Genomic DNA, 20,145 nt, shown 5'->3' on the forward strand with positions numbered 1-20,145 from the left:
GGCGCGGCGCTCCGGTCGTCCGGGCGGCGCGGCGTCGATCCTGGCCGCGCGGGGACGTGGGCGGCAGGATGCGTCAGGAGGGCGTCCGCCCGGAGCCCGGAGGGGTCAGCGACTGTGGACGCTGGTGACGAAGGCGCTCCAGGCCGACGGCGGGAAGGTCAGCACCGGGCCGTGGCGGTCCTTGCTGTCCCGTACCGCAACCCCATCGTCGATGGTGGCCACCTCGACGCAGTTGCCGTTGCCCACGCTGCGGGTGCTGGTGCGCCACTTCGCCCGGGACAGGTCGAGCGCGGTCATCGCGATCCCCTTCATCGTTACCGAAAGTGACCGCGATGCAGCGGTCACGTAAAGTAGCGAGAAGCTTCCTTCAGGCGGACCAGGGACGCCGCTGGATCAAGTGCCACAGCGCACAGCCTCTCGTGCACAAGGCTATACGAGCGCACCTGCGCGGGCTCCTCCAGTGCCATGCCCACGGAGAGATTTTCCAGGTAGACGACGGCCGCGTCGGCCGCGTCGGCAAAGGTGAGCAGCACGTACGACGAGTTCATCGCCGGATGTCCGCCGACGTCGAAGGGAAGTACCTGGATGGTGACGTTCGGTAGCTGCGCGACGGTTTCCAGGTGGCTCATCTGGCCTGCCATGACGCTCCGATCGCTGACAGGGCGTAGCAGTACCGCCTCGTTCAGCACCACCGACAGCTCCACCGGGGCGTTGCCGTGCAGCACGTCCTGGCGGCGTAGCCGGGCGGCCACCTTACGGTCCAGTCCCGACTCGCCGGCGGTGAGTCGGTACACCTCGCGGGCGTACGCCTCGGTCTGTAGGAGGCCGGGCACCGCCTCGGCCTCGTACGTGCGCAGCGTGGCCGCCTCGGCCTCCAGCCCGACGTAGAACTCGAACCAGTCCGGGAGCACGTCGCTGTAGTGCTGCCACCAGCCGCGCTGCTGGGCGCCCCGGGCGATCTCGATCAGCGCCTCGGCGTCGGAGCCGGTGACCTGGTACAGCGCCAGGGCGGCTCGGACGTCGCGGGGCTTGATGCCGATCTGGGCGTTCTCGATGCGCGACAGGTTGCTCTTGGACATGTCCAGTTGGCGGGCGGCGACGTCCAGGGTCATTCCGGAACGTTCTCGCAACTGGCGCAGCTCGCGGGCGATGCGGCGGCGTCTGACGGTGGGGCTCGCAGTCACCCTCCGAGTCTGTCACGGGAAAAGGCGCAGGTCGCACCACCACGGAGTGCAACTAAGAAAAACGGGAGTTGCGTTGCAGTTGCGCTCAGTGCATCCTTTCCCGGGTTAGCGATCACTTTGGACGGCCGGCTCGGGGAGGACGTGTGCTCACCGCCGACGAGTTCTTTCTGATCGCGCACAACGACAACCGGGGCAAGGCGAAGCTGCACCCGGCGGCGACTGGCCTCGGGCTGGCCGGAGGGCTCCTCGGTGAGCTTGTCCTCTACGGACACGTGACGGTCACCGCCGGCCAGGTCGCCGTGATCGACCGCCGACCTCCGGCTGACGCGTTGGCGCACACCGTACTGGATCAGTTGGTCGGCGAGGCCCAACACCAGTCGGTGCGAACCTGGCTCAGCTTCCTCGCCCAGACCGCGGTGACCTCGGTCGGGGAGCGGCTGTGCCGGGCCGGTGTGCTGCGGCGGCAGGAGACCCGGCGGCTGCTGCGGACCGTCGTCACGTACCAACCGATCGACCTCAACGTCGTGGCCTGGCCGGCCACCCGGCTGCGGGCGTTGCTGGAACGCGCCGAACCCCCCACCGTGCCCGACGCGCTGCTGCTCGGGCTGGTCACCGCCGCCGGACTGACCCGCGAGGTGCTGTGGAGCGCCGGTCCGCGCGCGCACCACCGACTCAACCTGATCATCCCGGCCCTGCCGGACCCGCTGAAGGAACTCGTCGCGCACACCGAGGCCGCCGTCGGTGCGGCGGTGCTGCGCGGCGCTCCCTGACCCGGCACCCCTTCCCCAGACCGGAGCGGTACATGTCCTCGACAGCGACATCCCAACGACCGAGCAACGTATCCGAGGCGCTGGCCCGTGGCCGGCTCGGTGTCCCCTCGGTGATCTTCTTCGTCCTCTCCGCGGCGGCACCGCTGACCGTGGTCGCCGGCGTGGTCACCACCGGCTACGGCGTCATCGGCGTGCTCGGCATTCCGCTGGCCTTCCTGGCGGTGGCCCTGGTCCTGACGGTGTTCTCCGTCGGCTACGTGGCGATGGCCCGGCGGATGGCCAACGCCGGTGCCTTCTACGCGTACGTGGCACGTGGGCTGGGACGACCCGCTGGGGTGGGTACGGCCTGGGTGGCCCTGATCGCCTACAACGCCCTCCAGGTCGGGCTCTACGGGACCATCGGCGCGGCGGCCACCCCGGTGCTGGACCGGCTGTTCGGGATCACGCCACAGTGGTGGATCGTGGCCCTGGTGGCGTGGGCCATGGTGGCGGTGCTCGGCCTGCTCCGGGTGGACATCAACGGCATGGTGCTGGCGGCGCTGCTCTGCGCCGAGATCGCCATCATCGTGGTGTTCGACCTCGGCCAACTGGGCAACCCGGCCGGCGGCGACGTGAGCTTCACCGCGTTCTCGCCGGACAACTTCTTCGTACCCGGACTCGGCGCGGTGCTGGTGCTGGCGATTCTCGGCTTCGTCGGTTTCGAGGCCGCGGTGGTCTTCAGCGAGGAGAGCAAGGACCCGAGGCGTACGGTGCCGCTGGCCACCTATCTGTCCGTGGCGATCATCGCGGTGGTCTACGCGCTCTCCTCGTGGAGCATGACGGTGGCGGTCGGACCGGACCGCATCGTCGAGCAGGCCGGTACCCAGAGCGTCGAGCTGATCTTCAACCTGGCCGGGGAGCACCTGGGCGACACCGTCCTGACCATCGGGCAGGCGCTCTTCCTGACCTCGGTGCTGGCCGCCATGATCTCGTTCCACAACACCACCGCGCGGTACACCTTCGCGCTCGGCCGGGAGCGGGTGCTGCCGGCGGTGTTCGGGCGGACCTCGCCGGTGACCGGCGCGCCCCGGGCCGCCTCGCTGGCCCAGAGTGCCCTCGGCCTGCTGGTGATCCTCCTGTACGCGGTCAACGGCTGGGATCCGGTCCTGCAACTGTTCTTCTGGCTGGGTACCAGCGGCGGGTTCGGCGTACTGCTGATGATCGCCACCACCTCGGTCGCGATCATCGCGTTCTTCGCCCGGAGCGGGGAGCGGGAGACGCTGTGGCGCAGGTTGATCGCGCCCGGCATCGCGACGGTCGCGTTGATCGCGATCATCATCCTGGCGGTGCAGAACTTCGCCAACCTGCTCGGGGTCGAGCCGGACTCGCCGCTGCGTTGGGCGATCCCGTTGGCCTACCCGGTGGCGGCCGTGCTGGGCGGTTTGTGGGGCCTGTCGCTGCGGCGGCGGCGTCCCGACACGTACGCCCGGGTCGGTCTGGGCGCGGAGAGCGCGGCGGCCGGCGTGGTCTCGCAGTCGGTCACCGAGCCGACGCCGACGGTGGGGGTGCGGCGATGACCACGACGCAGATCACCCGGCTCGGTGCGGACGACGCCCGCTGGGTCGCCGAGCGGATCGCCGAGTCGTTCCTGGTGCTCGACGCGACGCGGTGGCTGGTGCCGGACGAGGCCAGGCGGGAGACGGTGCTGGCCGGGAACTTCGAGATCATCGTGAGTCACGCGATGCGGCACGGGCTGGTCTTCGGCACCGACGACCGGGCCGGCGTGGCGGTCTGGCTGCCGTCGGTCGGCGAACCGTTGCCGCCGCCGGAGGACTACGACGCCCGGTTGGCCTCGGCGTGCGGGGAGTGGACCCCGAACTTCGTGCACCTGGACGACCTGTTCGCCGCCAACCATCCGCACGCCGACCACCACCATCTGGCGTTGCTCGCGGTGCGGCCGGACCGCCAGGGCCAGGGCGTCGGGACAGCGTTGCTGCGTCACCATCACGCCTGGCTGGACGCCAACGGCATGCCGGCGTACCTGGAGGCGAGCAGCGAGACCAGCCGCGACCTGTACGCGCGGCACGGCTACCGGGTCGCCGAGCCGTTCCGGCTGCCCGACGGTACGCCGTTCTGGCCGATGTGGCGGGAGCCCGTGGCCGCCGCCTGAGGTGGTGCGGACACGCCGGTGGCCGGGTCCGACGGACCCGGCCACCGGCGCCACCCCCTCCTAGTACGTTCCGTCGAGCTGCCCCCGCAGCTTCGTCAGCGCCCGAGCCAGCAGCCGGGACACGTGCATCTGCGAGACGCCGATCTGCTCGGCGATCTGCGACTGCGTCAGGTTGCCGTAGAACCGCAGCGTCAGGATCTTCTGCTCCCGCTCGTCGAGCGTGGCCAGTGCCGGGCCCAGCGCCACCCGCAGCTCGGCCAGCTCGAACTCGCTGTCCTCACCGCCGAGCATGTCGCCGAGTTCGGTCGCGCGGTCACCGTCGCCGGTCGGGGTGGACAGCGACACCGCGTTGTACGCGCGAGCGCCTTCCAGACCCTCCAGCACCTCTTCCTCGGTGAGCTTGAGGTGGGCGGCGATGTCGGCGACCGTCGGGGAGCGACCCAGGGTCTGCAACAGGGAGCTGTTGGCGTCGGAGATCGCCAGCCGCAGCTCCTGCAACCGGCGGGGTACCCGGATGTCCCACGTCCGGTCGCGGAAGTGCCGCTTCAGCTCGCCGATGATGGTGGGGATCGCGTAGCCGGCGAAGTCGACGCCACGGGAGGGGTCGAACTTGTCGATCGCCTTGATGAGGCCGACGGCGGCGGTCTGCGCGAGGTCGTCGGTGGGCTCGCCGCGACCGCTGTAGCGGTGGGCGAGGTGGTTGGCCAGGGGCAGCCAGGCTTCGATCGCCCGGTCGCGCAGCGCGGCCCGTGAGGGGTGCCCGGCCGGCAGCGCGGCCATGGCGTTCAACAAGTCGGCGGCACTGTCGGTGAGCGCCCGCGGGTCGAGCTTAGGGGCCGTGGTTGCCGGGGCGGGCGTCGATTCGGTGATCGTTGACGCGGTCATTGGTGGTCCTCCCTGCACCTCGTCCGCGGATATAGACGTGACGCTTTGGTTGTTTCTGTTTGTACGTTCGGAAGTCACCTTAGCCCGACCGTCCAACAAAAATCTAGCCGAACGGACGATGTACTTATGGGATGCCAAGGAAGAAATGCCTCATACCGTGCGCTGAAGGGTCGGTTTCTGTGCTGAGGGGATGAGGGACGTAGCATCGAGGTAGCCGATCGGGCCAGTTAGGTAAGCCCGAACGTCGCCGTCGCCGAGTCGGACAGCGGCGGGAAGGTGTCGAACGGATGATGCCGGGCGGTGGGCTGCCCGTCAGTGTCACCAATCCGTCGTTGTCCCGTTGACGGGACCGGGCATAGCGTCGCGGGGTACACCCCTGATCCGGAGGCGCCGTGCTCGATCCTGCCGTTCCTCACCTCGTCGTGAACTGCCGGACGCTGTACTTCAGCTGGCTCCCGGCGGACCCGGACGCGGTGGCGGCGCTGGTCCCCGCAGGACTGCGGCCCCACCCGGACCGCGAGGTCTTCATGAACCAGTACGTGGTGGACGACGAGAGTCAGACCTCCGGCTTCGGCGCCTACTCCCTGACCTACATCGGCATCACGCTGCTCGACATGGACGCCCCGGACGGGGTGACCCCGGGCGGCTGGTGGACCCACTACGTCACCTGTAGCGAGCGGGTACGCGGCTACGCCCTGGCTCGGGGCGCCCCGGCCATGTCGGGGCGTACCAGCATCACCGAGCGGAACGACACGATCGTCACGGAGACCGCCATCGAGGGCCTGCCGGTGATCCGGGCCCAGGTGCGGGTCGGGGAGACCGGACACCTCGTGCACAACGGCCACCACCGCTACCTGACCGAGTTGCACGGTCAACTGGTCAGCAGCATCTACCCGGTGGTCGCCGAACCGTCCGCCTCGTTCGAGATCGAATCAGTGGAGTTCCTCGACCCGGATCATCCGGTGTACGCGTTGCGCCCGGAGAACCCGCTCACCATCGCCTGGGGTTACTACTCACCGAGGTCGTCGTTCGCGTACCCCGGTGGGCTGACGGTGCTCGGCGAGGTGGAGCCGGTCCGTCGGTCGCCACACCGGACGGCGGCTACCGGCCTGTCGTCGAGATCCTGACCGGGCGGTACGCGGCGACCCACCCCGCGTTGGCGTGGTGGGTGGTGGTCGGTGGATCGGGGCGGCCCGGTGAGGTTTTCACCGGGCCAGGCGGGTAACTCGGTGACCGGGTCGGCGTGTTCCGGCCGATCCCCACCCCGAGCAGCGAGGAGCCGTAGCATGTCCGGCGAGCCGACGAACTCCGCGACCGAACACCGTGAGCAGGCGGTGGAGGGCGAGCGGGGGGCGCTGTTGACCGTACTGGTGATGGTCGTGCTCGGCGTGGCCGGCATCTTCGCCGTCTCCTGAGCCACGGCCCGTCGGCCCGCACCGCGCAGCGGGACCGGTCGGTCGCGCCGGGTGGGCGGCCCCGGACATCGGAGCCGCCCCGGCGCCCGATCTGCGATCAGGGACGCTCGCCCTGACCTCCGGTGTGCGGCAGCCGCTCCGCCGGGATCACGCCGAGGCGTCCGGCCTGGAAGTCCTCGAACGCCTGGAGCAGCTCGTCGCGGGTGTTCATCACGAACGGCCCGTAGTGCGCCACCGGTTCCCGGATCGGCAGGCCGCCCATGATGTAGAGGTCCAGCGTCGAGTTGCGGCTGTCCTGGCGGGCGTTGGCCTTGAACCGCAGGGCGTCACCCGGCCCGTGCACGGCCAGCTGGCCGGTGCGTACGCCACGGCCGTTCGCGCCGACGGTGCCCCGACCGCCGAGCACGTAGACCAGCGCGTTGAAGTCGGGCCGCCAGGGCAGGTCGACCTGCGCCCCGGGCTCGACCGTCACGTGGGTGACGGTGATCGGGGTGTACGTGGAACCGGGTCCCCGGTGACCGGCGATCTCACCGGCGATCACCCGGATCAGCGCGCCGCCGTCCGGGGTGGTGAGCAGCGCCGCCTGGTTGCCCCGGATGTCCTGGTATTTCGGCGGGCTCATCTTGGCCGCCCGGGGCAGGTTGACCCACAACTGGGTGCCGTGGAACAACCCGCCGCTGACCACCAGGTGCTCCGGCGGAGCCTCGATATGCAACAGCCCACTGCCGGCGGTCATCCATTGGGTGTCACCGTTGGTGATGGTGCCGCCGCCACCGTGGCTGTCCTGGTGGTCGAAGATCCCGTCGATGATGTAGGTGACGGTCTCGAAGCCGCGGTGCGGGTGCCAGGAGGTGCCCTTCGGCTCGCCGGGGGCGTAGTCCACCTCGCCCATCTGGTCGAGCATGATGAACGGGTCCAGCTCGCTCATCGGCACCCCGGCGAAGGCCTTGCGCACCGGGAAGCCCTCGCCCTCGAAGCCGCTGGGCGCGGTGCTGAGTCGGCGGACCGGCCGGAACGTGGTGGACTCGTCGAGCCGGGGCAGCCGGGGCAGGACGAGGACGTTGTCGACGGTGATGGCGGGCATCGGGGCTCCTTCAGTTGTCGCCGAGGATGGTGTCGCCGGCGGCGTCACGCAGCCGTCGGCCGAGCCGGGTGAAGATCCCGGTCAGGCAGGCGACCTCGGCGTCGTCGAGGTCGTCCATGAGGTGGGTGCGTACGGACCGCAGGTGGTGCGGTGCGGCCTCGCGCAGCGCCAGCAGCCCGGCGGCGGTCAGGACCGCCTCGCTGCCCCGCCCGTCTCGGGGACAGGGCTGCCGGGCGACCAGGCCCCGCCGTTGCATGGCGGAGATCTGGTAGGTCAGCCGGCTGGGGGAGAAGACCAGGCGGTCGGCCAACTCGCCCATCCGCAGTCGTTGCCCGGGCACCTCGGAGAGCAGCACCAGCACGTGGTAGTCGGCGAAGCTGAGCCCGCTGGCGGCGCGTAGGTCGTCCTCCAGCCGGGTGAACAGCCGTTGGCTCGCCTCGATGTAGGTCCGCCAGGCGGTCAGGCGGGTCTGGTCCAGGCTCTCGGTCACGGTGCCAAGGTAGCACTTACTAAAAATTTGAACAATGTGCCCCTGTCCTGTCGCGAGGCAGGAGGATGACGAGCCAACGGTTCGGTCGTGCAGGTTTGAAGAGATAGACGGGCGAAACCGGTGCGCGTCGCGTGGGGGTGGTGTGAGACGCTGCCGCGGTGGAACTGACCGCACCTGGCCTGCTGCTTCGTCCCTGGCGGGAGGCGGATGCGCCTGCCGTGCTCGACGCCTGGCACGATCCGGCCATCGCCCAATGGAACCCGCCGGGAGACTCGCTCGACCTCGACGCCGCGCTGCGCTGGCTACGGTGGCGCGCCGACTGGTCCGGCGGTGGCCACGTGGCGTTGGCGGTGGTCGACCCGACCGATCCGGACGCGCTGCTCGGTTCGGTCTCGTTGCACCGCATCCACGCGGGCGACGCCTCGATCGGCTACTGGACCGTGGCTGCCGCGCGTGGCCGAGGGGTCGCGACGGCCGCGGTCGTACGGCTCACCGAGTGGGCTTTCGCCGACCTGGAGCTGGAGCGGATCGAACTCTGTCACGCGGTGGCCAACCCGGCCTCCTGCCGGGTCGCCGAGCGCGCCGGTTTCCTGGCCGAGGGAACCCTGCGGCAGTCGCACCGCTACGGCGACGGTCGACGCTACGACGAGCACCTGCACGCCCGGCTCGCCACCGACTGACCCGACGCGCGACACCACCACCGGCGCCCCACGATGGGACCGCCGGTGGTGGCGTCGGTGGTGGTGGTGTCAGGCGGCCGTCTGCGGCGCGCGTCCGCCCAGGTTCAGTCGAGCCAGCAGCTGACGGGCCTGGTCGGCCACGTCGGCCTCCACGGTGACCGCGTACTGGTTGGCCCGCAGCGAACTGGCCGAGGTGAAGTCACGCTGCCCGCCGGTCATCGCGTGCGCGATGGCACCGAAGACGGCACCCCAGATCGCGCCGATGACCAGGCCGGCCAGGATCACCGCCACCCAGTTCCCGACGGTGAAGATGCCGAACAGCAGGCCGATGAAGAGACCGAACCAGGCTCCGGTGCCAGCGCCGACCAGCGCCGCGCGGGCGGTGGTCATCCGGCCCAGCACGGTCTCGACCAGGGTCAGGTCGGTGCCGACGATGGCGGTGCGCTCCACCGGGAACCGGTTGTCGGCGAGGTGGTCCACCACCCGCTGGGCGGCCGGATAGTCCGGGAACGCGCCGATCGTCACGGTCGGTGGACCGGTGGGAGGTCCGTGGCCGTTACCACTGGGAGCGGCGGGACGGCCGCCGGGGCCCGACGGGAGGGTGCCGCCGCCGGTCACACCCGGCTGCCAGGCCGAGGGGTTCGACTGTGTGGTCATGGTTCTCCTCCTTCGTCACCTGTCGCCTTCCCGGGTCGACGCGGCGGTAACACCCTGAGGCGGCCCCATGTTGATCCGGCCCGGCAGCTCGAGCGGCAGTGCCCGAGGGGGCAGGGGTGGGCCCCCGATGCCGCCGGTCTCGGCGGCGTCGGGGGCCCACGGGTCGGATCGGCCGATCAGGAACAGGCGGTGCCGTTCAGGCTGTACCCACTCGGCGTGGCCAGGTTGCCACCGGTGAAGGTGCCCTGGAAACCGACGCTGAGCGTGTCGCCGCTGGGCAGGCTGCCGTTCCAGGCGGCGTTGCGCACCGTGATCTGGTTGCCGGACTGGCTCCAGTCACCGTTCCAGCCGTTGCTCAGCTGCACCCCGGACGCGACCGTGAAGGTGAGGGTCCAGCTGTTGAGCGAGGCACCTTGGTTGGTCACCCGGATGTCGGCGGTGAAGCCACCGGGCCAGGTGTTCGGGGTGAACGTCACCGAGCAGCCACCACCACCGGGCGGCGGGGACGACGGCGGCGGCGGGGACGAGGGCGGCGGCGGGGACGAGGGCGGCGGCGGGGACGAGGGCGGCGGGGTGGTCTGCACCGGGCCTGCCGCGATGGCCAGGTCGTACGCCCGCTGCGGGACGAACTGACCCGCTGCCGCGATGCAGCCGTCCGCCTCACCCGGAAGCTTCACCCAGAGGAAGGCGTCGATGGCGGAGTCGCCGGTGTTGGTGGTGCTCGGCGTGCCGATCGCCCGTCCCGGCGGGTCGCACCACTCGGAGCCGGCCGGGCCGTTGCCGTTACGGCTGGTGTCGATGACCGCCTTGAGGTGGGAGTGGCCGGTGGCCGCGATGATCTGCTTGGCGTACGCGACCTCGTCGTGCGTGTACCGGTAGTTCGACACGTTCACCGAGATGCCGTCGGCGCTGTTGGCGATGTCGGCGGCGTTCAGCCGAGCGGCGGCCTCCCCGGCGGAGAGCCAGCCGCCGTGGCCGATGTCGTAGTAGACCTTCGCGGCCGACGAGCCCCGCTTGAGCGCCTTGCCGGCGTACGCCATCGAGGCCCGCACCTCGGCCTGCTGGTTCGCGTCCATGCAGCTGGTCATGATGGGCAGCACGTCCGGTTCCAGGATGATGCTGGCCGGGCGGCCACCGAGACCTGCGGCGACCTGGTCCACCCACTGCCGGTAGGCGGAGTGGTTCGGCGCGCCACCCGCGCTGTGGTTGCTGCAGTCACGGTTGGGGATGTTGTAGACCACCAGAATCGGGATCTTGCCGGCGGCGGCTGCGGCGCCGACGAAGGAGTCCACCTCGGCGCGTACGGTCGAGGTGTTGGTGGTGGTGTACCAGCGGGCCTGCGGCACGTTGGCGATCCGGTCCCGGATCACGGCGGCCTTCGGGTCGTTCGGGTTGGCGGCCACCCACCGGGCGGCGCTGGCCTGCGGATCGACGTAGAAGACGGAGTCGGCGGCGGCGGCGGGCGCGGGGCGCAGCGCGCCCACGCCGACGGTGGCGGCCACGGTCAGTGCCGTCGCCGCGGCGCCGACCAGAGCGAACGTACTTCGGTTTCTCATGGTCTGCTCCTCGTACCCATCGAAGAAAGTGCGTGGAAGCGCTCCCACATGTCCGACAAGGTACGGGTCGATTGCCGGCTTGTGAAGACTTTCGGAACAACTCGATGCGTGCGGGGTTACGACACCCACCCGGCTACCGTCGGTCGCCGTGCGATCGCCGACCCGACCGCGACCGGTGCCGCCCCAGGTCAGATCAGGTCGGCGGCAACAGGATCTCGAACCAGACCGTCGAACCGCGCACCGTGGGGTCGGTGCCCCAGGCGTCGCTCAGCTCCTCGATCAGACCCAGGCCACGTCCCCGGCTGCTCAACGTCTCCGTACGGGTCCGGGTGACGGTGCCCCGGGAGCCCGAGTCGGCCACCGACACGAGCAGGCGCTCGGGGCTCAGGTCGACCTCCACCCGGGCGGCCGTGCCCGCGTGCAGCAGCGCGTTGGTAGTCAGCTCGCTGGTGCACAGCACCGCCGCACCGATCACCGACTCGGCGACCTCCCACTCGGTGAGCTGGGCGGTCATCCAGTGCCGTACCCGGCTCGGCGCGGTCGGCTCGGCCGGCACCTCCATCCGCGCCGACCGGCTCGGCCGCACCGCGTACTCGACGGCGAGGACCGCCACGTCGTCCTCGGTCGCGCCGGGCACGGCCGCGGAGGCCACCGCGCACAACGACCGCGGATCGCCGCTGGGCGCCCCCGCCACCGAATCCGCCAGGCGGGTCAGGCCGTCCGTGAGCGGATACCGGCGTCGCTCCACCACACCGTCGCTGAACAGCAGCAACGTGTCGCCGGGGGAGAACGCGACGGTACGCGTCGCGGCGCGGTAGCCGATCCCCAACGGGGTGCCGGAGGGCACGTCGAGGTACTCGGCCCTCGGCTCACCCGTCGGTGAACAGCGACGCACCAGCGGTGCCGGATGCCCGGCGCTGGCCAGGGTCAGCTCCTCCCGTTCGACGTCGATGACACCGAACGCCACGGTGACGAACAACTCGTAGGTGCCGGCCTCCGCGCCGAGGCTGCCCACCAGCCGGTCGAGCCCGGCGAGCACCCGGTCCGGGCGGGGGTCGTTGAGCGCCAGCGCGCGCAACGCGGCCCGCACCTGGCCCATCCGGGCGGCGGCCTGGACGTCGTGGCCCGCCACGTCACCGAGGACCACCCCCAACTCGCCGGTGGGCAGCACGAACGCGTCGTAGAAGTCCCCACCGGCGGCGTTGCCGTCCACGCCCGGGTCGTAGCGCGCGGCGATCCGCAGGCGGGGCAGGACCGGCAGGTTCTCCGGCAGCATGCTGCGTTGCAGCAGCTGGGCGGTGCCGTGCTGGGTCTCGAAGCGGCGGGCCCGTTCGGTGGCCTGCCCGATCAGCTCGGCCGAGGCGGCCAGCAGCGCCCGCTCCGCGGCGGACCACGGGTGCGGGGATCGGTAGCCGACGGTCAGCGCCCCCCGCACCACCGAGGCGCGCAACGGCACCGCCGCCAGGGCGCGGATCTTCTGATCGTGCCGGTCCACCGCGATCTCGTGCAGCGGCTGGCCGTCGTCGGTGAAACTGGCCTGCCCGCTGCGGGCGCTGACCACGGCCGGGGCCGACCAGTCGGCCGAGCCGCGCCGCCACAGCGGGGGCAGCCGCTCGTCCGCCTCGTCCACCAACTCGCCCCGCACCCGCCGGACCATCCGCCACCCGCTGCCACCGCCGCCGTCGTCCACGGCGAAGGAGACCCGGTCGGCGTCGAAGGTGGTGATCGCGTAGCGCAGCGCGACCCGGGCCACGTCGTCCAGGGTGAGGGTGCCGGAGAGCACCGCGGCGAAGTCGCTGAGGCCCTGCAACTGGCGGGCGGCCGGGCTGGTCTCGGCCACCACGGCCAGGACACCGACGACCCGGCCCCGGCTGTCGCGTACCGGAGAGCAGGCGCGGGTGTAGACGGATTGTTCGACCGCGCCGGAGGCACGGTACAGCGGAAGCGGGATCTCCCGGTCCAGCAGGGCAGCGGCACTGCGGTACGCGTGCTCGATCACGTCGCCGATCCCCGGGCGCTGCCAGACGTCGGCGAAGACCTCCGCGGCGGGACGTCCCACGGCGTCCGGATGCCGGTCGCCGATCAGTTCGGCGTACGCCTCGTTGTAGAGCAGCAGCAAGTCCGTGCCCAGGTGCAGGGCCATCGGGGCCGGTGAGGCGAGCACCACGTCGGCCACCGCTCGCACCGCGGGATCCCACGACTCGTACGGGCCGAGCGTCGTGGCACCCCACCGGGGGTGGCCGGCGACGGTCTTCGTGCCCGGGACCGCCGTGCCCGGCAGAGGGCCTGCTGGCGTGGGTACTCGCCCGACCGTTCCTGGCATGAGCGCAGCCTAGTCCGCCCGCTCGACCAACGTTCCCGATCATCGACCGGGCGCGTCGGGCCAGGACATCAGGGCAGGTCAGAGCCGATCCGGTGGGCTCTGTCCGGAAAAAGGGGGTGATCGCGGCGGCGTGCTGGCCGGGTGACGGGGTAAGCGCGCCGGGCAAACCATGCGACAGGAGGGACGTCATGCCGGAAACCCTCGCGGCCAGGCAGGTCAACATCGGTGACGCCGCGGCCGACATGTGGAGGTCGGTGCTGCTGTTCGTACCCCGGGCCATCGCGTTCATCGCGATCCTCGTGGTCGGATGGCTCATCGCCAGAGCCGTGCTCAAGATCGTGGACGCGGTCCTGGAACGGGTGGGGTTCGACCGGGCGGTCGAACGGGGCGGTGTCAAGCGTGCGCTGGAACGGACGCGGTACGACGCCAGTGACATCCTGGCGAAGCTGGCGTACTACGCGGTGCTGCTGTTCACCCTTCAGTTCGCCTTCGGCGTCTGGGGCCCGAACGCGATCAGCGATCTGATCGCGGGTGTGGTGGCGTGGCTGCCACGAGCCTTCGTGGCGATCGTCATCGTGGTGGTGGCCGCCGCCATCGCCAACGCGGTGCGGGATCTGGTCACCGGGGCGCTCGGCGGGCTGTCGTACGGCCGCTTCCTGGCCGACGTGACGGCGATCTTCATCATCGCGCTCGGGGTGATCGCGGCGCTCAACCAGGTGGGTATCGCCACCACCGTCACCCAGCCCGTGCTGATCGCGGTGCTCGCCACGGTGGCCGGCATCCTGATCGTCGGCGTCGGTGGCGGTCTGGTGCGGCCGATGCAGCAGCGCTGGGAGGGCTGGCTCACCAGGGCGGCCGAGGAGTCGCGGGCGATCCGTGAGCAGCGGCAGGGTGCCGAGGCCGGTCGCGGCGACATGCAGCGGCAGATGGCCGACCGGACCGGTGTCGCCCAGCCGGCCTCCCGGGGACCGGAGTCCTCGATGGCCGGGGGACGGGGTACCTACCAGTCCGGCAACGCGGGTGACGAGACCCAGCAGTTCCGTCCGTGACGGGCGGTGGTGTCGCGGGACGGGTGTCCACCCTGAGGGTGGGCGCCCGTCACCGTCACAGCGGCGGCGGCTGTGGTGACGGCGTGTCCAGCGCGGCGGTCAGCGCGCAGATCGCGAGCAGGCGCAGCAGTACCCAGTCCGCCTCCGCCCAGTCGATCGGCGCCTCGGCCGGTTGCCGGCCGTGCTCCTCGGCGGCGGCGCACATTCCGTCGGCGTAGCCGGCGAGGGCCGCGGCGGTCAGCGGACGCCGGTCCCCGCGCAGGCTGTCACGGACCGCGGCGGCGTGCTGGTCGACGGCGGCGAGCAGGCCCGGCCGCACCCGGGCGGCGGCGAGCCCGTCGAGGCCCACGGCGTTGGTGAGCGTGACGAGACTGGACCGCACCCAGTCGACGGCGGTGGGGGAGGTGACCCGGTTCGACGACACGCGCATGGGGAACGAATGTAGCCAACCCGCAGCGCCGTGACCTCGGCCGCTCGGACGGTCACGGCCTTCCCGGCGGTGCTCGCCAGGTGACCGGGGGGATCGAGTCGGGCGCGGCGGGACGCGGAAACCGGACGCCGTGGCAGGGCTGGGCACCAGGAGGTACGAATGGACACCGTCGACGGACCCGACCAGCGACACCGGCGCCCCGCCGGTGTGAGCGACGACACCGTGGCGGCGCTCGGCAAACTCAGCGAGGCGCTGGAGTGCGTGGAACGCGCCCGGGGGCACCTCTACTCGCTGCACCAGCTCATCGGACACGCCGACCTGATGCTCGACGAGGCGGTCCGGATGTTCCGCGACGCCGGGCACCCCGGGATCGCCGACCGGATCGGTGACGAGTTGATCGGTCGCAACGTCATCGCCGGTCGGTGGACGTTCCAGATCGTCGAGGACTTCGACGACGGCTACTACGCGCTCTTCCGTGACCTGGACCGGTCGGCGCGCGAGCAGCTGGTCGACGGTCGACGCCACCTCTACGAGGCGGAGATGAAGGAACACCGCCGGACGCAAGGGCGCCCGGGACACGAGGCGCGGCCGACCGGCGACCGGTGACCACCCCGACGTGCGGCGGGCCCTACTCCGAGGAGCGGGCGTCCGCCGGGCGGCGCCGCGCGGCGTCGTCGGCGATGATCACGGTCGCCACCATCAGCGCGACGCAGAGGCTGAACAGCCACGAGCTGTCGTCGACCAGCCGTGCGGATACCGGCGCCTGTATGGCGGCGAGAAGGAAACCGAGCCATGCCAGGCGGCGCTGACGCGTGGTGAGGAAGCCGGAGCCCTGATGCATGCCGAAAGTCTTACGCGCGACGCGGCCATTGCCGTCAGCCGAACGGCCGATTCTGCCGGAGCTGTCCGAATTCACCGCCGTTCGGCTGAACCTGGACCTGGCCGCCGCCCCGACCGCCGCTGAACTCCTCCGGCTACTCCGGGCCGGTGGCGGCCGGTCACCCCCCGGCGCGTCACCGTGTCACAGGGTGTCGGGGCCGGTGCGTCCGGTGGTGGACGGTCGGTAGGCGCGGTCCCGGTCGGTCGGTTCACGCCCGGTGCCGGGCACCTCGGCGCCCCGGTCGGCCGCCTCGGGGCCGTGCCCGAAGGCGGCCTCCTCGCCGGCGTCGTTGCCGGTCACGTCGTCGGCCTGCCCGTCGAGCGTGGACCGGGCGACGGCCCGGTCCAGTTCCTCCAGCGGGAGCCGTTCCTCGTCGCGCCACGCTCTGTCGTCGGTCATGCCTTCGCGGTACCCCGGCCCGGTCTCCCCAAACGACGCGCCCGACCCGGGGCGGTCCAGGGCCGGCGGGCCGACCGGCCGTACGGCGACGACCGCCGGGTGGCCCCGGCGGTCGTCGACGATCGTGTCGTGGGGGTCAGGGCTGCGGACGGTCGACCTTGCCCCGCCAGGCGCCGGTCTCCTGACCGCGCCGCTCGATGAAGGTCTTGAAGCGCTGCAGGTCACCCTTTGCCCGGCGGTCGACCACGCCGAGCTTGTCGCCGGCCTGCTCGATCACCCCGTGCGGGTCGAACTCCAACTGGAGGCTGACCCGGCTGGTGTTCTCGTCCAGCCGGTGGAAGGTGACCACCCCGGCGTGCTGGGTGCCGCCGGTCGACCGCCACGCCACCCGCTCGTCGGGCAGCTGCTCGGTGATCTCGGCGTCGAACTCCCGCTTGACCCCGGCGATCTCGACGGTCCAGTGGGTCATCGTGTCGGAGAGCTGGCGAACCTCCTCCACACCCTCCATGAAGTGGGGGAACTCCTCGAACTGCGTCCACTGGTCGTACGCCGTCCGCACCGGGACGGCCACGTCGACATGCTCCATTACGCCACTCATCAGGCATCCTTCCTGGGGTTCGGGGAAGCTGCGGACCGGTTCGGCTACCAGCGCGTCGTCTCGTTGGTGTGACCCAACGCCGCCCACACCTCGGACACCGTCTGGTACCGGGTGCCCTCGGGCAGACGCTCCAGCGCCGCCAACACGTCGTCGGGGGCCTCGTTCTCGCGTGCGTTGGCCAGCAGCGCGGCTCGATCACCGGGGAGGCTCTTCATGGTGATGAACCGCCCCAGCCGGCTGCGTGCCTCGACGTCCTCGGAGGTCATGCCCTGCGGAGAGCCGCTACGCAGCTCGCCGGCCGGTGCCGTGGTCGGTTCCGGCTGGTCCTCTCCCGCAGGTTCCGGCACGCGAGACTCGTCGACCCGCGAGCCGCCGGTCCCCGGCCCCTGTACGAGGCCGCTGACCTCCTGGCTCATCTGCTCGTCGACCCGTGGTGAGTGCTTGCTGCTGCCGCGATCCATGCCTTCTGCGCTACCCGACGGTGCGGGTGGTAAACCGGCAGGCGGTCACGTACCGGCGGGTGACCGGGGCGGCAGGACCGGCTCCTCGGCGTCGTCGCGGCCGGACTGGAGCACCCGCCCCCGTTGAAGTTCGGCGTTGATCTGGACACCGAGCATCAGCGCGGAGTTGGACAGGTAGAGCCAGACCAGGAACGCGATCACCGCGCCGAGGCTGCCGTACGTGGTGTTGTACGAGCCGAAGTTCGCCACGTACAGCCCGAAGCCGAAGGAGCCGAGCGCCCAGGTGACCAGGGCCACCATCCCGCCCGGGGTGAGCCAACGGAACCGTGGCTGGCGCACGTTCGGCGCGGCCCAGAACAGCAGGGACATCAACAACATCGCGATCAACGCCAGCGCCGGCCACTTCGCCACCGCCCACGCGGTGCGCGCCGCGTCGCCGGCACCCACCAGGTCACCGAGTGCGTCGGCGACCGGGCCGCTGACGATCAACCCCACGGCCACGGTGGCGAGCAGCACCAGCGACAGGGCGGCCAGCCCGATCTGGGTCGGACGCAGCTTCCACACCGGTCGTCCCTCGACCACCCCGTAGATGGTGTTCGAGGCACGGGTGAACGAGGCGATGAAGTTCGACGACGACCAGAGTGCGCCGAGCAGACCGAAGCTGAGCAGCACTCCGGCGGAGCTGTTCTGGCTCACCACCTCGCGGACCACCCCGACGAAGCTCTCGTTGGCCACCACCGAGCCGGCACCCACGTCGTGGGCCAGGTCGAGCACCGTGTCGACGGTGCGTTCCCCGTCGGAGACCAGGCCGACCAGGGCCACCACCACGACGGTGGAGGGGAACAGCGCCAGCACCCCGTAGTAGGTGAGGGCGGCGGCCCAGTCCGTGCAGTTGTCCCGCAGGTAGTTGCGCCCGGCCCGGACCAGCACGCCGCGCCAGGTCTGCCAGTGCAGTTGGCGGATCCCGGGTAGCCGAGGCATCGGGGTGTCGGCCGTCGGAGCGTCGGGGTTCGTCGTCGTCATCACCGCTCCCTGGGACACGGCCGGCGCGTACGGTCCGTCGATGGCCGGGCCGGTACCCGGCTCCGGGCAAGAGCAAACGCCGACGGTGTTTGCCGCCGCGTCGCGGGGGTACCCGAATTCGAATCGCTCGCAGACGGAGGAGGTTCGAGATGCCCGGGCGCGAGGTACTGCCCAGCACGCTGCGGCGCTCCCCGGAGAAGGCCCAGCGCACCTGGGTGAAGACACACGATTCCGCGGTCGAGACCTACGGTGAGGGCGAGCGGGCGCACCGTGCCGCGTTCGCCGCGGTCAAACATCAGTTCGAGAAGGTCGGTGACCACTGGGAGCCGAAGGGGCGCAAGGGCCCCAGCGACCAGCAGGCCGCAGGCGGCGGCCCGGCCCGGCGGGCACCGACCGCCGGTGGGGTGGACGCGAACGCATCCAAGGAGCATCTCATGCGGGTGGCTCGCGACCTGGACGTGCCGGGACGGTCGAGGATGACCAAGCCGGAACTGGTGAAGGCCATCCAGAAGGCCAACGACCGGCAGACCCGCAAGGCCCGTGGCCGCTGAGCTCACGGCCGTCCGCCCGGGGCCCGATCGGCGTACCCGTCGATCCGGCCCCGGCGGCTCGCCGGGCCCCGGTCGGTTCCGGCTGGTTCACCAGTGGCCGCCCCCGGGCGCCTCGATGTGCACCGCCTTGGTGGCGGTGAACTCGTCGAGCAGTTCAGGTCCGTAGCCGAAGCCCTGACCACTGGCGCGACGCGGATGCGCGGCACCGGCGGGCGCGCCACCGAAGACCGAGTTCACCTTGACCGTGCCGACCGGTAGCTCCCGCCAGGCCCGCTGGGCGTGGCTCATCGACGCGGTCAGCACCGTCGCCGCCAACCCGTACGGTGAGTCGGCCGCGCACCGCAGCGCCTCGGCGAACGAGTCGACCACCACCACGGCGGCGACCGGCCCGAACGTCTCCTCGCGGATGAGCGCCAGATCGTGCCGGCAGCCGTCGACGACCGTCGCCGGGTAGAAGGCCCCCGGGCCCTGCGGCAGGGTGCCGCCGACGCGCAGCCGGGCACCGTCGGCCACCGCGGCGGTCACCTGCCCGTGGACGTGGTCGCGGTGCCGTCGGTCGACCAGCGGGCCGAGCTGGGTGTCCGGATCCCGCCCCGGTCCGACGCGCAGCGCGGCGGCCCGCTCGACCAGCGCGTCCACGAAGTCCTCGGCGACGTCCCGGTGGGCGTAGATCCGCTCCACCGCGACGCAGATCTGCCCCGCGTTGGCGAACGCACCCAGCGCGGCCTGGCCGGCGGCCCAGACCGGGTCGACGTCGGCGTCGACGACCAACGGGTCGCTGCCGCCGTTCTCCAGCAGCACCTTGGCGCCGGTGCCGGCGGCGGCCGTGGCGATCGCCTGACCGGCGACGCTGGAGCCGACGTGCGCCACCAGGTCCACCTCGGCGGCGGCCAGCGCCGCGCCGGTCGTGGCGTCGCCGACGATCAGCGACAGCACGCCCGCCGGCAGGGCACTGTCGAACGCGCGGGCCAGCAGCCAGCCGGTCGCCGGGGTGCGCTCACTGGGCTTGTGCAGCACCACGTTGCCGGTGACCAGGGCCGCGCCGAGCAGTCCGCAGGACACCGCGACCGGGTCGTTCCACGGCGTGATGGCGGCCACCACGCCACGCGGCTGCGGCGTCATGAAGTCCAGCGCCGCGTGGTCGCCGTGCAGGGTACGTCCACCTCGGGCCGGCGCGAGTTCGGCGTACTGCCGCAGGGTGGCGATGCCCGCGTCGACGCCGCCCCGGGCGTCGCCGAGCGGCTTGCCCATCTCGGCGGTCGTCGCGTACGCGAGATCGTCGGCGACCTCGGCGACGGCGTCGGCGATCCGGTGCAGTGTCGCGGCCCGTTCCGCCGGGGCCGTCGCGGCCCACTCGGACGCGACACCCCGGGCCGCCGCCACCGCCTTGTCGACCTCGTCGGGCGTGGCGATGGGTGCCCTGGTCACCGGCCGGTCGTCCGCCGGGTCGTGCACCGTCCACTCGCCGGCATCCCCGCCGGCACCCCAGACCCCACCGATGAGCTGCGTGACCGTGTACATGGCGCGCTGGATGCCCGGGTCGGGCTGCGGCAAACGTTTC

25 protein-coding genes are annotated in these 20,145 nt (G+C 71.5%); 10 read left to right on the top strand and 15 right to left on the bottom strand.

Features of this window, described 5'->3' with window-relative positions; translation table 11 throughout:
* Positions 1-105: 105 nt before the first annotated feature.
* Positions 106-297: a DUF397 domain-containing protein gene (locus ACLQ2S_RS16290; RefSeq protein WP_425701978.1), complete on the bottom strand. Its 192-nt coding sequence runs from the start codon at positions 295-297 to the stop codon at positions 106-108.
* 44 nt (positions 298-341) lie between these two features.
* Positions 342-1,184, bottom strand: a complete 843-nt coding sequence (locus ACLQ2S_RS16295) for a helix-turn-helix domain-containing protein (RefSeq protein WP_425701979.1) — start codon at positions 1,182-1,184, stop codon at positions 342-344.
* Between the two features lie 143 nt (positions 1,185-1,327).
* Here ACLQ2S_RS16295 and ACLQ2S_RS16300 point away from each other — a divergent pair, with 143 nt between their 5' ends.
* The 3 genes from ACLQ2S_RS16300 to ACLQ2S_RS16310 are packed head-to-tail and all read left to right on the top strand — an operon-like array spanning position 1,328 to position 4,103.
* On the top strand, positions 1,328-1,954 hold the full coding sequence (locus ACLQ2S_RS16300; RefSeq protein WP_309223199.1) for a GOLPH3/VPS74 family protein: 627 nt from the start codon (positions 1,328-1,330) through the stop codon (positions 1,952-1,954).
* Between the two features lie 32 nt (positions 1,955-1,986).
* Entirely contained in the window at positions 1,987-3,510 is a 1,524-nt protein-coding gene (locus tag ACLQ2S_RS16305) for an APC family permease (RefSeq protein WP_155217842.1), read from the top strand.
* Positions 3,507-4,103 carry a GNAT family N-acetyltransferase gene (locus ACLQ2S_RS16310; protein ID WP_155217844.1) on the top strand — a complete coding sequence of 199 codons (597 nt, stop codon included), beginning with the start codon at positions 3,507-3,509 and terminating at the stop codon, positions 4,101-4,103. The genes ACLQ2S_RS16305 and ACLQ2S_RS16310 overlap by 4 nt, the downstream gene beginning before the upstream one ends.
* A gap of 60 nt (positions 4,104-4,163) precedes the next feature.
* Here ACLQ2S_RS16310 and ACLQ2S_RS16315 read toward each other — a convergent pair whose 3' ends face one another.
* The gene (locus ACLQ2S_RS16315; RefSeq protein WP_155217846.1) at positions 4,164-4,988 is read right to left on the bottom strand and encodes a SigB/SigF/SigG family RNA polymerase sigma factor; all 825 of its coding nucleotides are present in this window, start codon (positions 4,986-4,988) and stop codon (positions 4,164-4,166) included.
* Here ACLQ2S_RS16315 and ACLQ2S_RS16320 point away from each other — a divergent pair.
* From ACLQ2S_RS16320 to ACLQ2S_RS16330, 3 genes are all read left to right on the top strand, one after another.
* Positions 4,882-5,154, top strand: a complete 273-nt coding sequence (locus ACLQ2S_RS16320; protein ID WP_425702028.1) for a hypothetical protein — start codon at positions 4,882-4,884, stop codon at positions 5,152-5,154. The two genes, ACLQ2S_RS16315 and ACLQ2S_RS16320, sit on opposite strands and share 107 nt — an antisense overlap.
* 226 nt (positions 5,155-5,380) lie before the next feature.
* Positions 5,381-6,115 carry a hypothetical protein gene (locus ACLQ2S_RS16325; protein WP_309223200.1) on the top strand — a complete coding sequence of 245 codons (735 nt, stop codon included), beginning with the start codon at positions 5,381-5,383 and terminating at the stop codon, positions 6,113-6,115.
* A gap of 159 nt (positions 6,116-6,274) precedes the next feature.
* A complete protein-coding gene (locus ACLQ2S_RS16330; RefSeq protein ID WP_255456636.1) occupies positions 6,275-6,403 on the top strand; it encodes a hypothetical protein in 129 nt (42 codons plus the stop codon).
* Between the two features lie 97 nt (positions 6,404-6,500).
* On the opposite strand, the gene ACLQ2S_RS16335 is transcribed toward ACLQ2S_RS16330, so the two are convergent.
* A complete protein-coding gene (locus ACLQ2S_RS16335; protein WP_155217848.1) occupies positions 6,501-7,487 on the bottom strand; it encodes a pirin family protein in 987 nt (328 codons plus the stop codon).
* A gap of 10 nt (positions 7,488-7,497) precedes the next feature.
* Complete coding sequence (locus ACLQ2S_RS16340; RefSeq protein ID WP_309223201.1) at positions 7,498-7,977, bottom strand: MarR family winged helix-turn-helix transcriptional regulator; 480 nt, start codon at positions 7,975-7,977, stop codon at positions 7,498-7,500.
* Positions 7,978-8,135: 158 nt separating this feature from the next.
* On the opposite strand from ACLQ2S_RS16340, the gene ACLQ2S_RS16345 reads away from it, so the two are divergent.
* Positions 8,136-8,657 (top strand): GNAT family N-acetyltransferase, encoded by a 522-nt coding sequence (locus ACLQ2S_RS16345; protein WP_309223202.1) that lies wholly within the window; start codon positions 8,136-8,138, stop codon positions 8,655-8,657.
* 69 nt (positions 8,658-8,726) lie between these two features.
* Here the strand turns inward: ACLQ2S_RS16345 and ACLQ2S_RS16350 are convergent, their stop codons facing one another.
* The 3 genes from ACLQ2S_RS16350 to ACLQ2S_RS16360 form a co-directional block, all read right to left on the bottom strand.
* On the bottom strand, positions 8,727-9,314 hold the full coding sequence (locus ACLQ2S_RS16350) for a general stress protein (protein WP_155217850.1): 588 nt from the start codon (positions 9,312-9,314) through the stop codon (positions 8,727-8,729).
* A 176-nt stretch (positions 9,315-9,490) separates the two neighbouring features.
* Positions 9,491-10,870, bottom strand: coding sequence for a glycoside hydrolase family 6 protein (locus tag ACLQ2S_RS16355; RefSeq protein ID WP_155217852.1), 1,380 nt, complete (start codon positions 10,868-10,870; stop codon positions 9,491-9,493).
* Positions 10,871-11,063: 193 nt separating this feature from the next.
* A complete protein-coding gene (locus tag ACLQ2S_RS16360) occupies positions 11,064-13,193 on the bottom strand; it encodes a SpoIIE family protein phosphatase (protein ID WP_425701980.1) in 2,130 nt (709 codons plus the stop codon).
* Between the two features lie 188 nt (positions 13,194-13,381).
* On the opposite strand from ACLQ2S_RS16360, the gene ACLQ2S_RS16365 reads away from it, so the two are divergent.
* Positions 13,382-14,242 (top strand): mechanosensitive ion channel family protein, encoded by an 861-nt coding sequence (locus ACLQ2S_RS16365; protein ID WP_425701981.1) that lies wholly within the window; start codon positions 13,382-13,384, stop codon positions 14,240-14,242.
* A 55-nt stretch (positions 14,243-14,297) separates the two neighbouring features.
* On the opposite strand, the gene ACLQ2S_RS16370 is transcribed toward ACLQ2S_RS16365, so the two are convergent.
* On the bottom strand, positions 14,298-14,672 hold the full coding sequence (locus ACLQ2S_RS16370) for a DUF6401 family natural product biosynthesis protein (RefSeq protein ID WP_425701982.1): 375 nt from the start codon (positions 14,670-14,672) through the stop codon (positions 14,298-14,300).
* A 159-nt stretch (positions 14,673-14,831) separates the two neighbouring features.
* On the opposite strand from ACLQ2S_RS16370, the gene ACLQ2S_RS16375 reads away from it, so the two are divergent.
* The gene (locus ACLQ2S_RS16375) at positions 14,832-15,278 is read left to right on the top strand and encodes a hypothetical protein (RefSeq protein ID WP_425701983.1); all 447 of its coding nucleotides are present in this window, start codon (positions 14,832-14,834) and stop codon (positions 15,276-15,278) included.
* Positions 15,279-15,300: 22 nt separating this feature from the next.
* Here the strand turns inward: ACLQ2S_RS16375 and ACLQ2S_RS16380 are convergent, their stop codons facing one another.
* From ACLQ2S_RS16380 to ACLQ2S_RS16400, 5 genes are all read right to left on the bottom strand, one after another.
* Positions 15,301-15,588: a hypothetical protein gene (locus ACLQ2S_RS16380; RefSeq protein ID WP_425701984.1), complete on the bottom strand. Its 288-nt coding sequence runs from the start codon at positions 15,586-15,588 to the stop codon at positions 15,301-15,303.
* Between the two features lie 105 nt (positions 15,589-15,693).
* Positions 15,694-15,951, bottom strand: coding sequence for a hypothetical protein (locus ACLQ2S_RS16385; RefSeq protein WP_155217861.1), 258 nt, complete (start codon positions 15,949-15,951; stop codon positions 15,694-15,696).
* A 136-nt stretch (positions 15,952-16,087) separates the two neighbouring features.
* The gene (locus tag ACLQ2S_RS16390; protein WP_155217863.1) at positions 16,088-16,549 is read right to left on the bottom strand and encodes an SRPBCC family protein; all 462 of its coding nucleotides are present in this window, start codon (positions 16,547-16,549) and stop codon (positions 16,088-16,090) included.
* 44 nt (positions 16,550-16,593) lie between these two features.
* Positions 16,594-17,010 carry a DUF2795 domain-containing protein gene (locus ACLQ2S_RS16395; RefSeq protein ID WP_155217865.1) on the bottom strand — a complete coding sequence of 139 codons (417 nt, stop codon included), beginning with the start codon at positions 17,008-17,010 and terminating at the stop codon, positions 16,594-16,596.
* A gap of 45 nt (positions 17,011-17,055) precedes the next feature.
* Entirely contained in the window at positions 17,056-18,033 is a 978-nt protein-coding gene (locus ACLQ2S_RS16400; protein WP_155217867.1) for a YihY/virulence factor BrkB family protein, read from the bottom strand.
* A 149-nt stretch (positions 18,034-18,182) separates the two neighbouring features.
* Here ACLQ2S_RS16400 and ACLQ2S_RS16405 point away from each other — a divergent pair, with 149 nt between their 5' ends.
* Positions 18,183-18,584 carry a ChaB family protein gene (locus ACLQ2S_RS16405; RefSeq protein WP_155217869.1) on the top strand — a complete coding sequence of 134 codons (402 nt, stop codon included), beginning with the start codon at positions 18,183-18,185 and terminating at the stop codon, positions 18,582-18,584.
* A gap of 87 nt (positions 18,585-18,671) precedes the next feature.
* Here the strand turns inward: ACLQ2S_RS16405 and ACLQ2S_RS16410 are convergent, their stop codons facing one another.
* Positions 18,672-20,105, bottom strand: coding sequence for an aldehyde dehydrogenase family protein (locus tag ACLQ2S_RS16410; RefSeq protein WP_425702026.1), 1,434 nt, complete (start codon positions 20,103-20,105; stop codon positions 18,672-18,674).
* Positions 20,106-20,145 lie beyond the last annotated feature (40 nt).

The sequence above is a fragment of the Micromonospora sp. DT48 genome, from assembly GCF_049844495.1.
Taxonomy (GTDB): Bacteria; Actinomycetota; Actinomycetes; order Mycobacteriales; family Micromonosporaceae; genus Micromonospora.

Coding starts and splice junctions, on each gene's coding strand:
- ACLQ2S_RS16290 (WP_425701978.1), bottom strand. CDS start 297: ATGACCGCGCTCGACCTGTCCCGGGCGAAGTGGCGCACCAGCACCCGC.
- ACLQ2S_RS16305 (WP_155217842.1), top strand. CDS start 1,987: ATGTCCTCGACAGCGACATCCCAACGACCGAGCAACGTATCCGAGGCG.
- ACLQ2S_RS16310 (WP_155217844.1), top strand. CDS start 3,507: ATGACCACGACGCAGATCACCCGGCTCGGTGCGGACGACGCCCGCTGG.
- ACLQ2S_RS16320 (WP_425702028.1), top strand. CDS start 4,882: ATGGCGTTCAACAAGTCGGCGGCACTGTCGGTGAGCGCCCGCGGGTCG.
- ACLQ2S_RS16315 (WP_155217846.1), bottom strand. CDS start 4,988: ATGACCGCGTCAACGATCACCGAATCGACGCCCGCCCCGGCAACCACG.
- ACLQ2S_RS16330 (WP_255456636.1), top strand. CDS start 6,275: ATGTCCGGCGAGCCGACGAACTCCGCGACCGAACACCGTGAGCAGGCG.
- ACLQ2S_RS16335 (WP_155217848.1), bottom strand. CDS start 7,487: ATGCCCGCCATCACCGTCGACAACGTCCTCGTCCTGCCCCGGCTGCCC.
- ACLQ2S_RS16350 (WP_155217850.1), bottom strand. CDS start 9,314: ATGACCACACAGTCGAACCCCTCGGCCTGGCAGCCGGGTGTGACCGGC.
- ACLQ2S_RS16355 (WP_155217852.1), bottom strand. CDS start 10,870: ATGAGAAACCGAAGTACGTTCGCTCTGGTCGGCGCCGCGGCGACGGCA.
- ACLQ2S_RS16360 (WP_425701980.1), bottom strand. CDS start 13,193: ATGCCAGGAACGGTCGGGCGAGTACCCACGCCAGCAGGCCCTCTGCCG.
- ACLQ2S_RS16365 (WP_425701981.1), top strand. CDS start 13,382: ATGCCGGAAACCCTCGCGGCCAGGCAGGTCAACATCGGTGACGCCGCG.
- ACLQ2S_RS16370 (WP_425701982.1), bottom strand. CDS start 14,672: ATGCGCGTGTCGTCGAACCGGGTCACCTCCCCCACCGCCGTCGACTGG.
- ACLQ2S_RS16375 (WP_425701983.1), top strand. CDS start 14,832: ATGGACACCGTCGACGGACCCGACCAGCGACACCGGCGCCCCGCCGGT.
- ACLQ2S_RS16385 (WP_155217861.1), bottom strand. CDS start 15,951: ATGACCGACGACAGAGCGTGGCGCGACGAGGAACGGCTCCCGCTGGAG.
- ACLQ2S_RS16390 (WP_155217863.1), bottom strand. CDS start 16,549: ATGAGTGGCGTAATGGAGCATGTCGACGTGGCCGTCCCGGTGCGGACG.
- ACLQ2S_RS16395 (WP_155217865.1), bottom strand. CDS start 17,010: ATGGATCGCGGCAGCAGCAAGCACTCACCACGGGTCGACGAGCAGATG.
- ACLQ2S_RS16400 (WP_155217867.1), bottom strand. CDS start 18,033: ATGACGACGACGAACCCCGACGCTCCGACGGCCGACACCCCGATGCCT.
- ACLQ2S_RS16405 (WP_155217869.1), top strand. CDS start 18,183: ATGCCCGGGCGCGAGGTACTGCCCAGCACGCTGCGGCGCTCCCCGGAG.
- ACLQ2S_RS16410 (WP_425702026.1), bottom strand. CDS start 20,105: ATGTACACGGTCACGCAGCTCATCGGTGGGGTCTGGGGTGCCGGCGGG.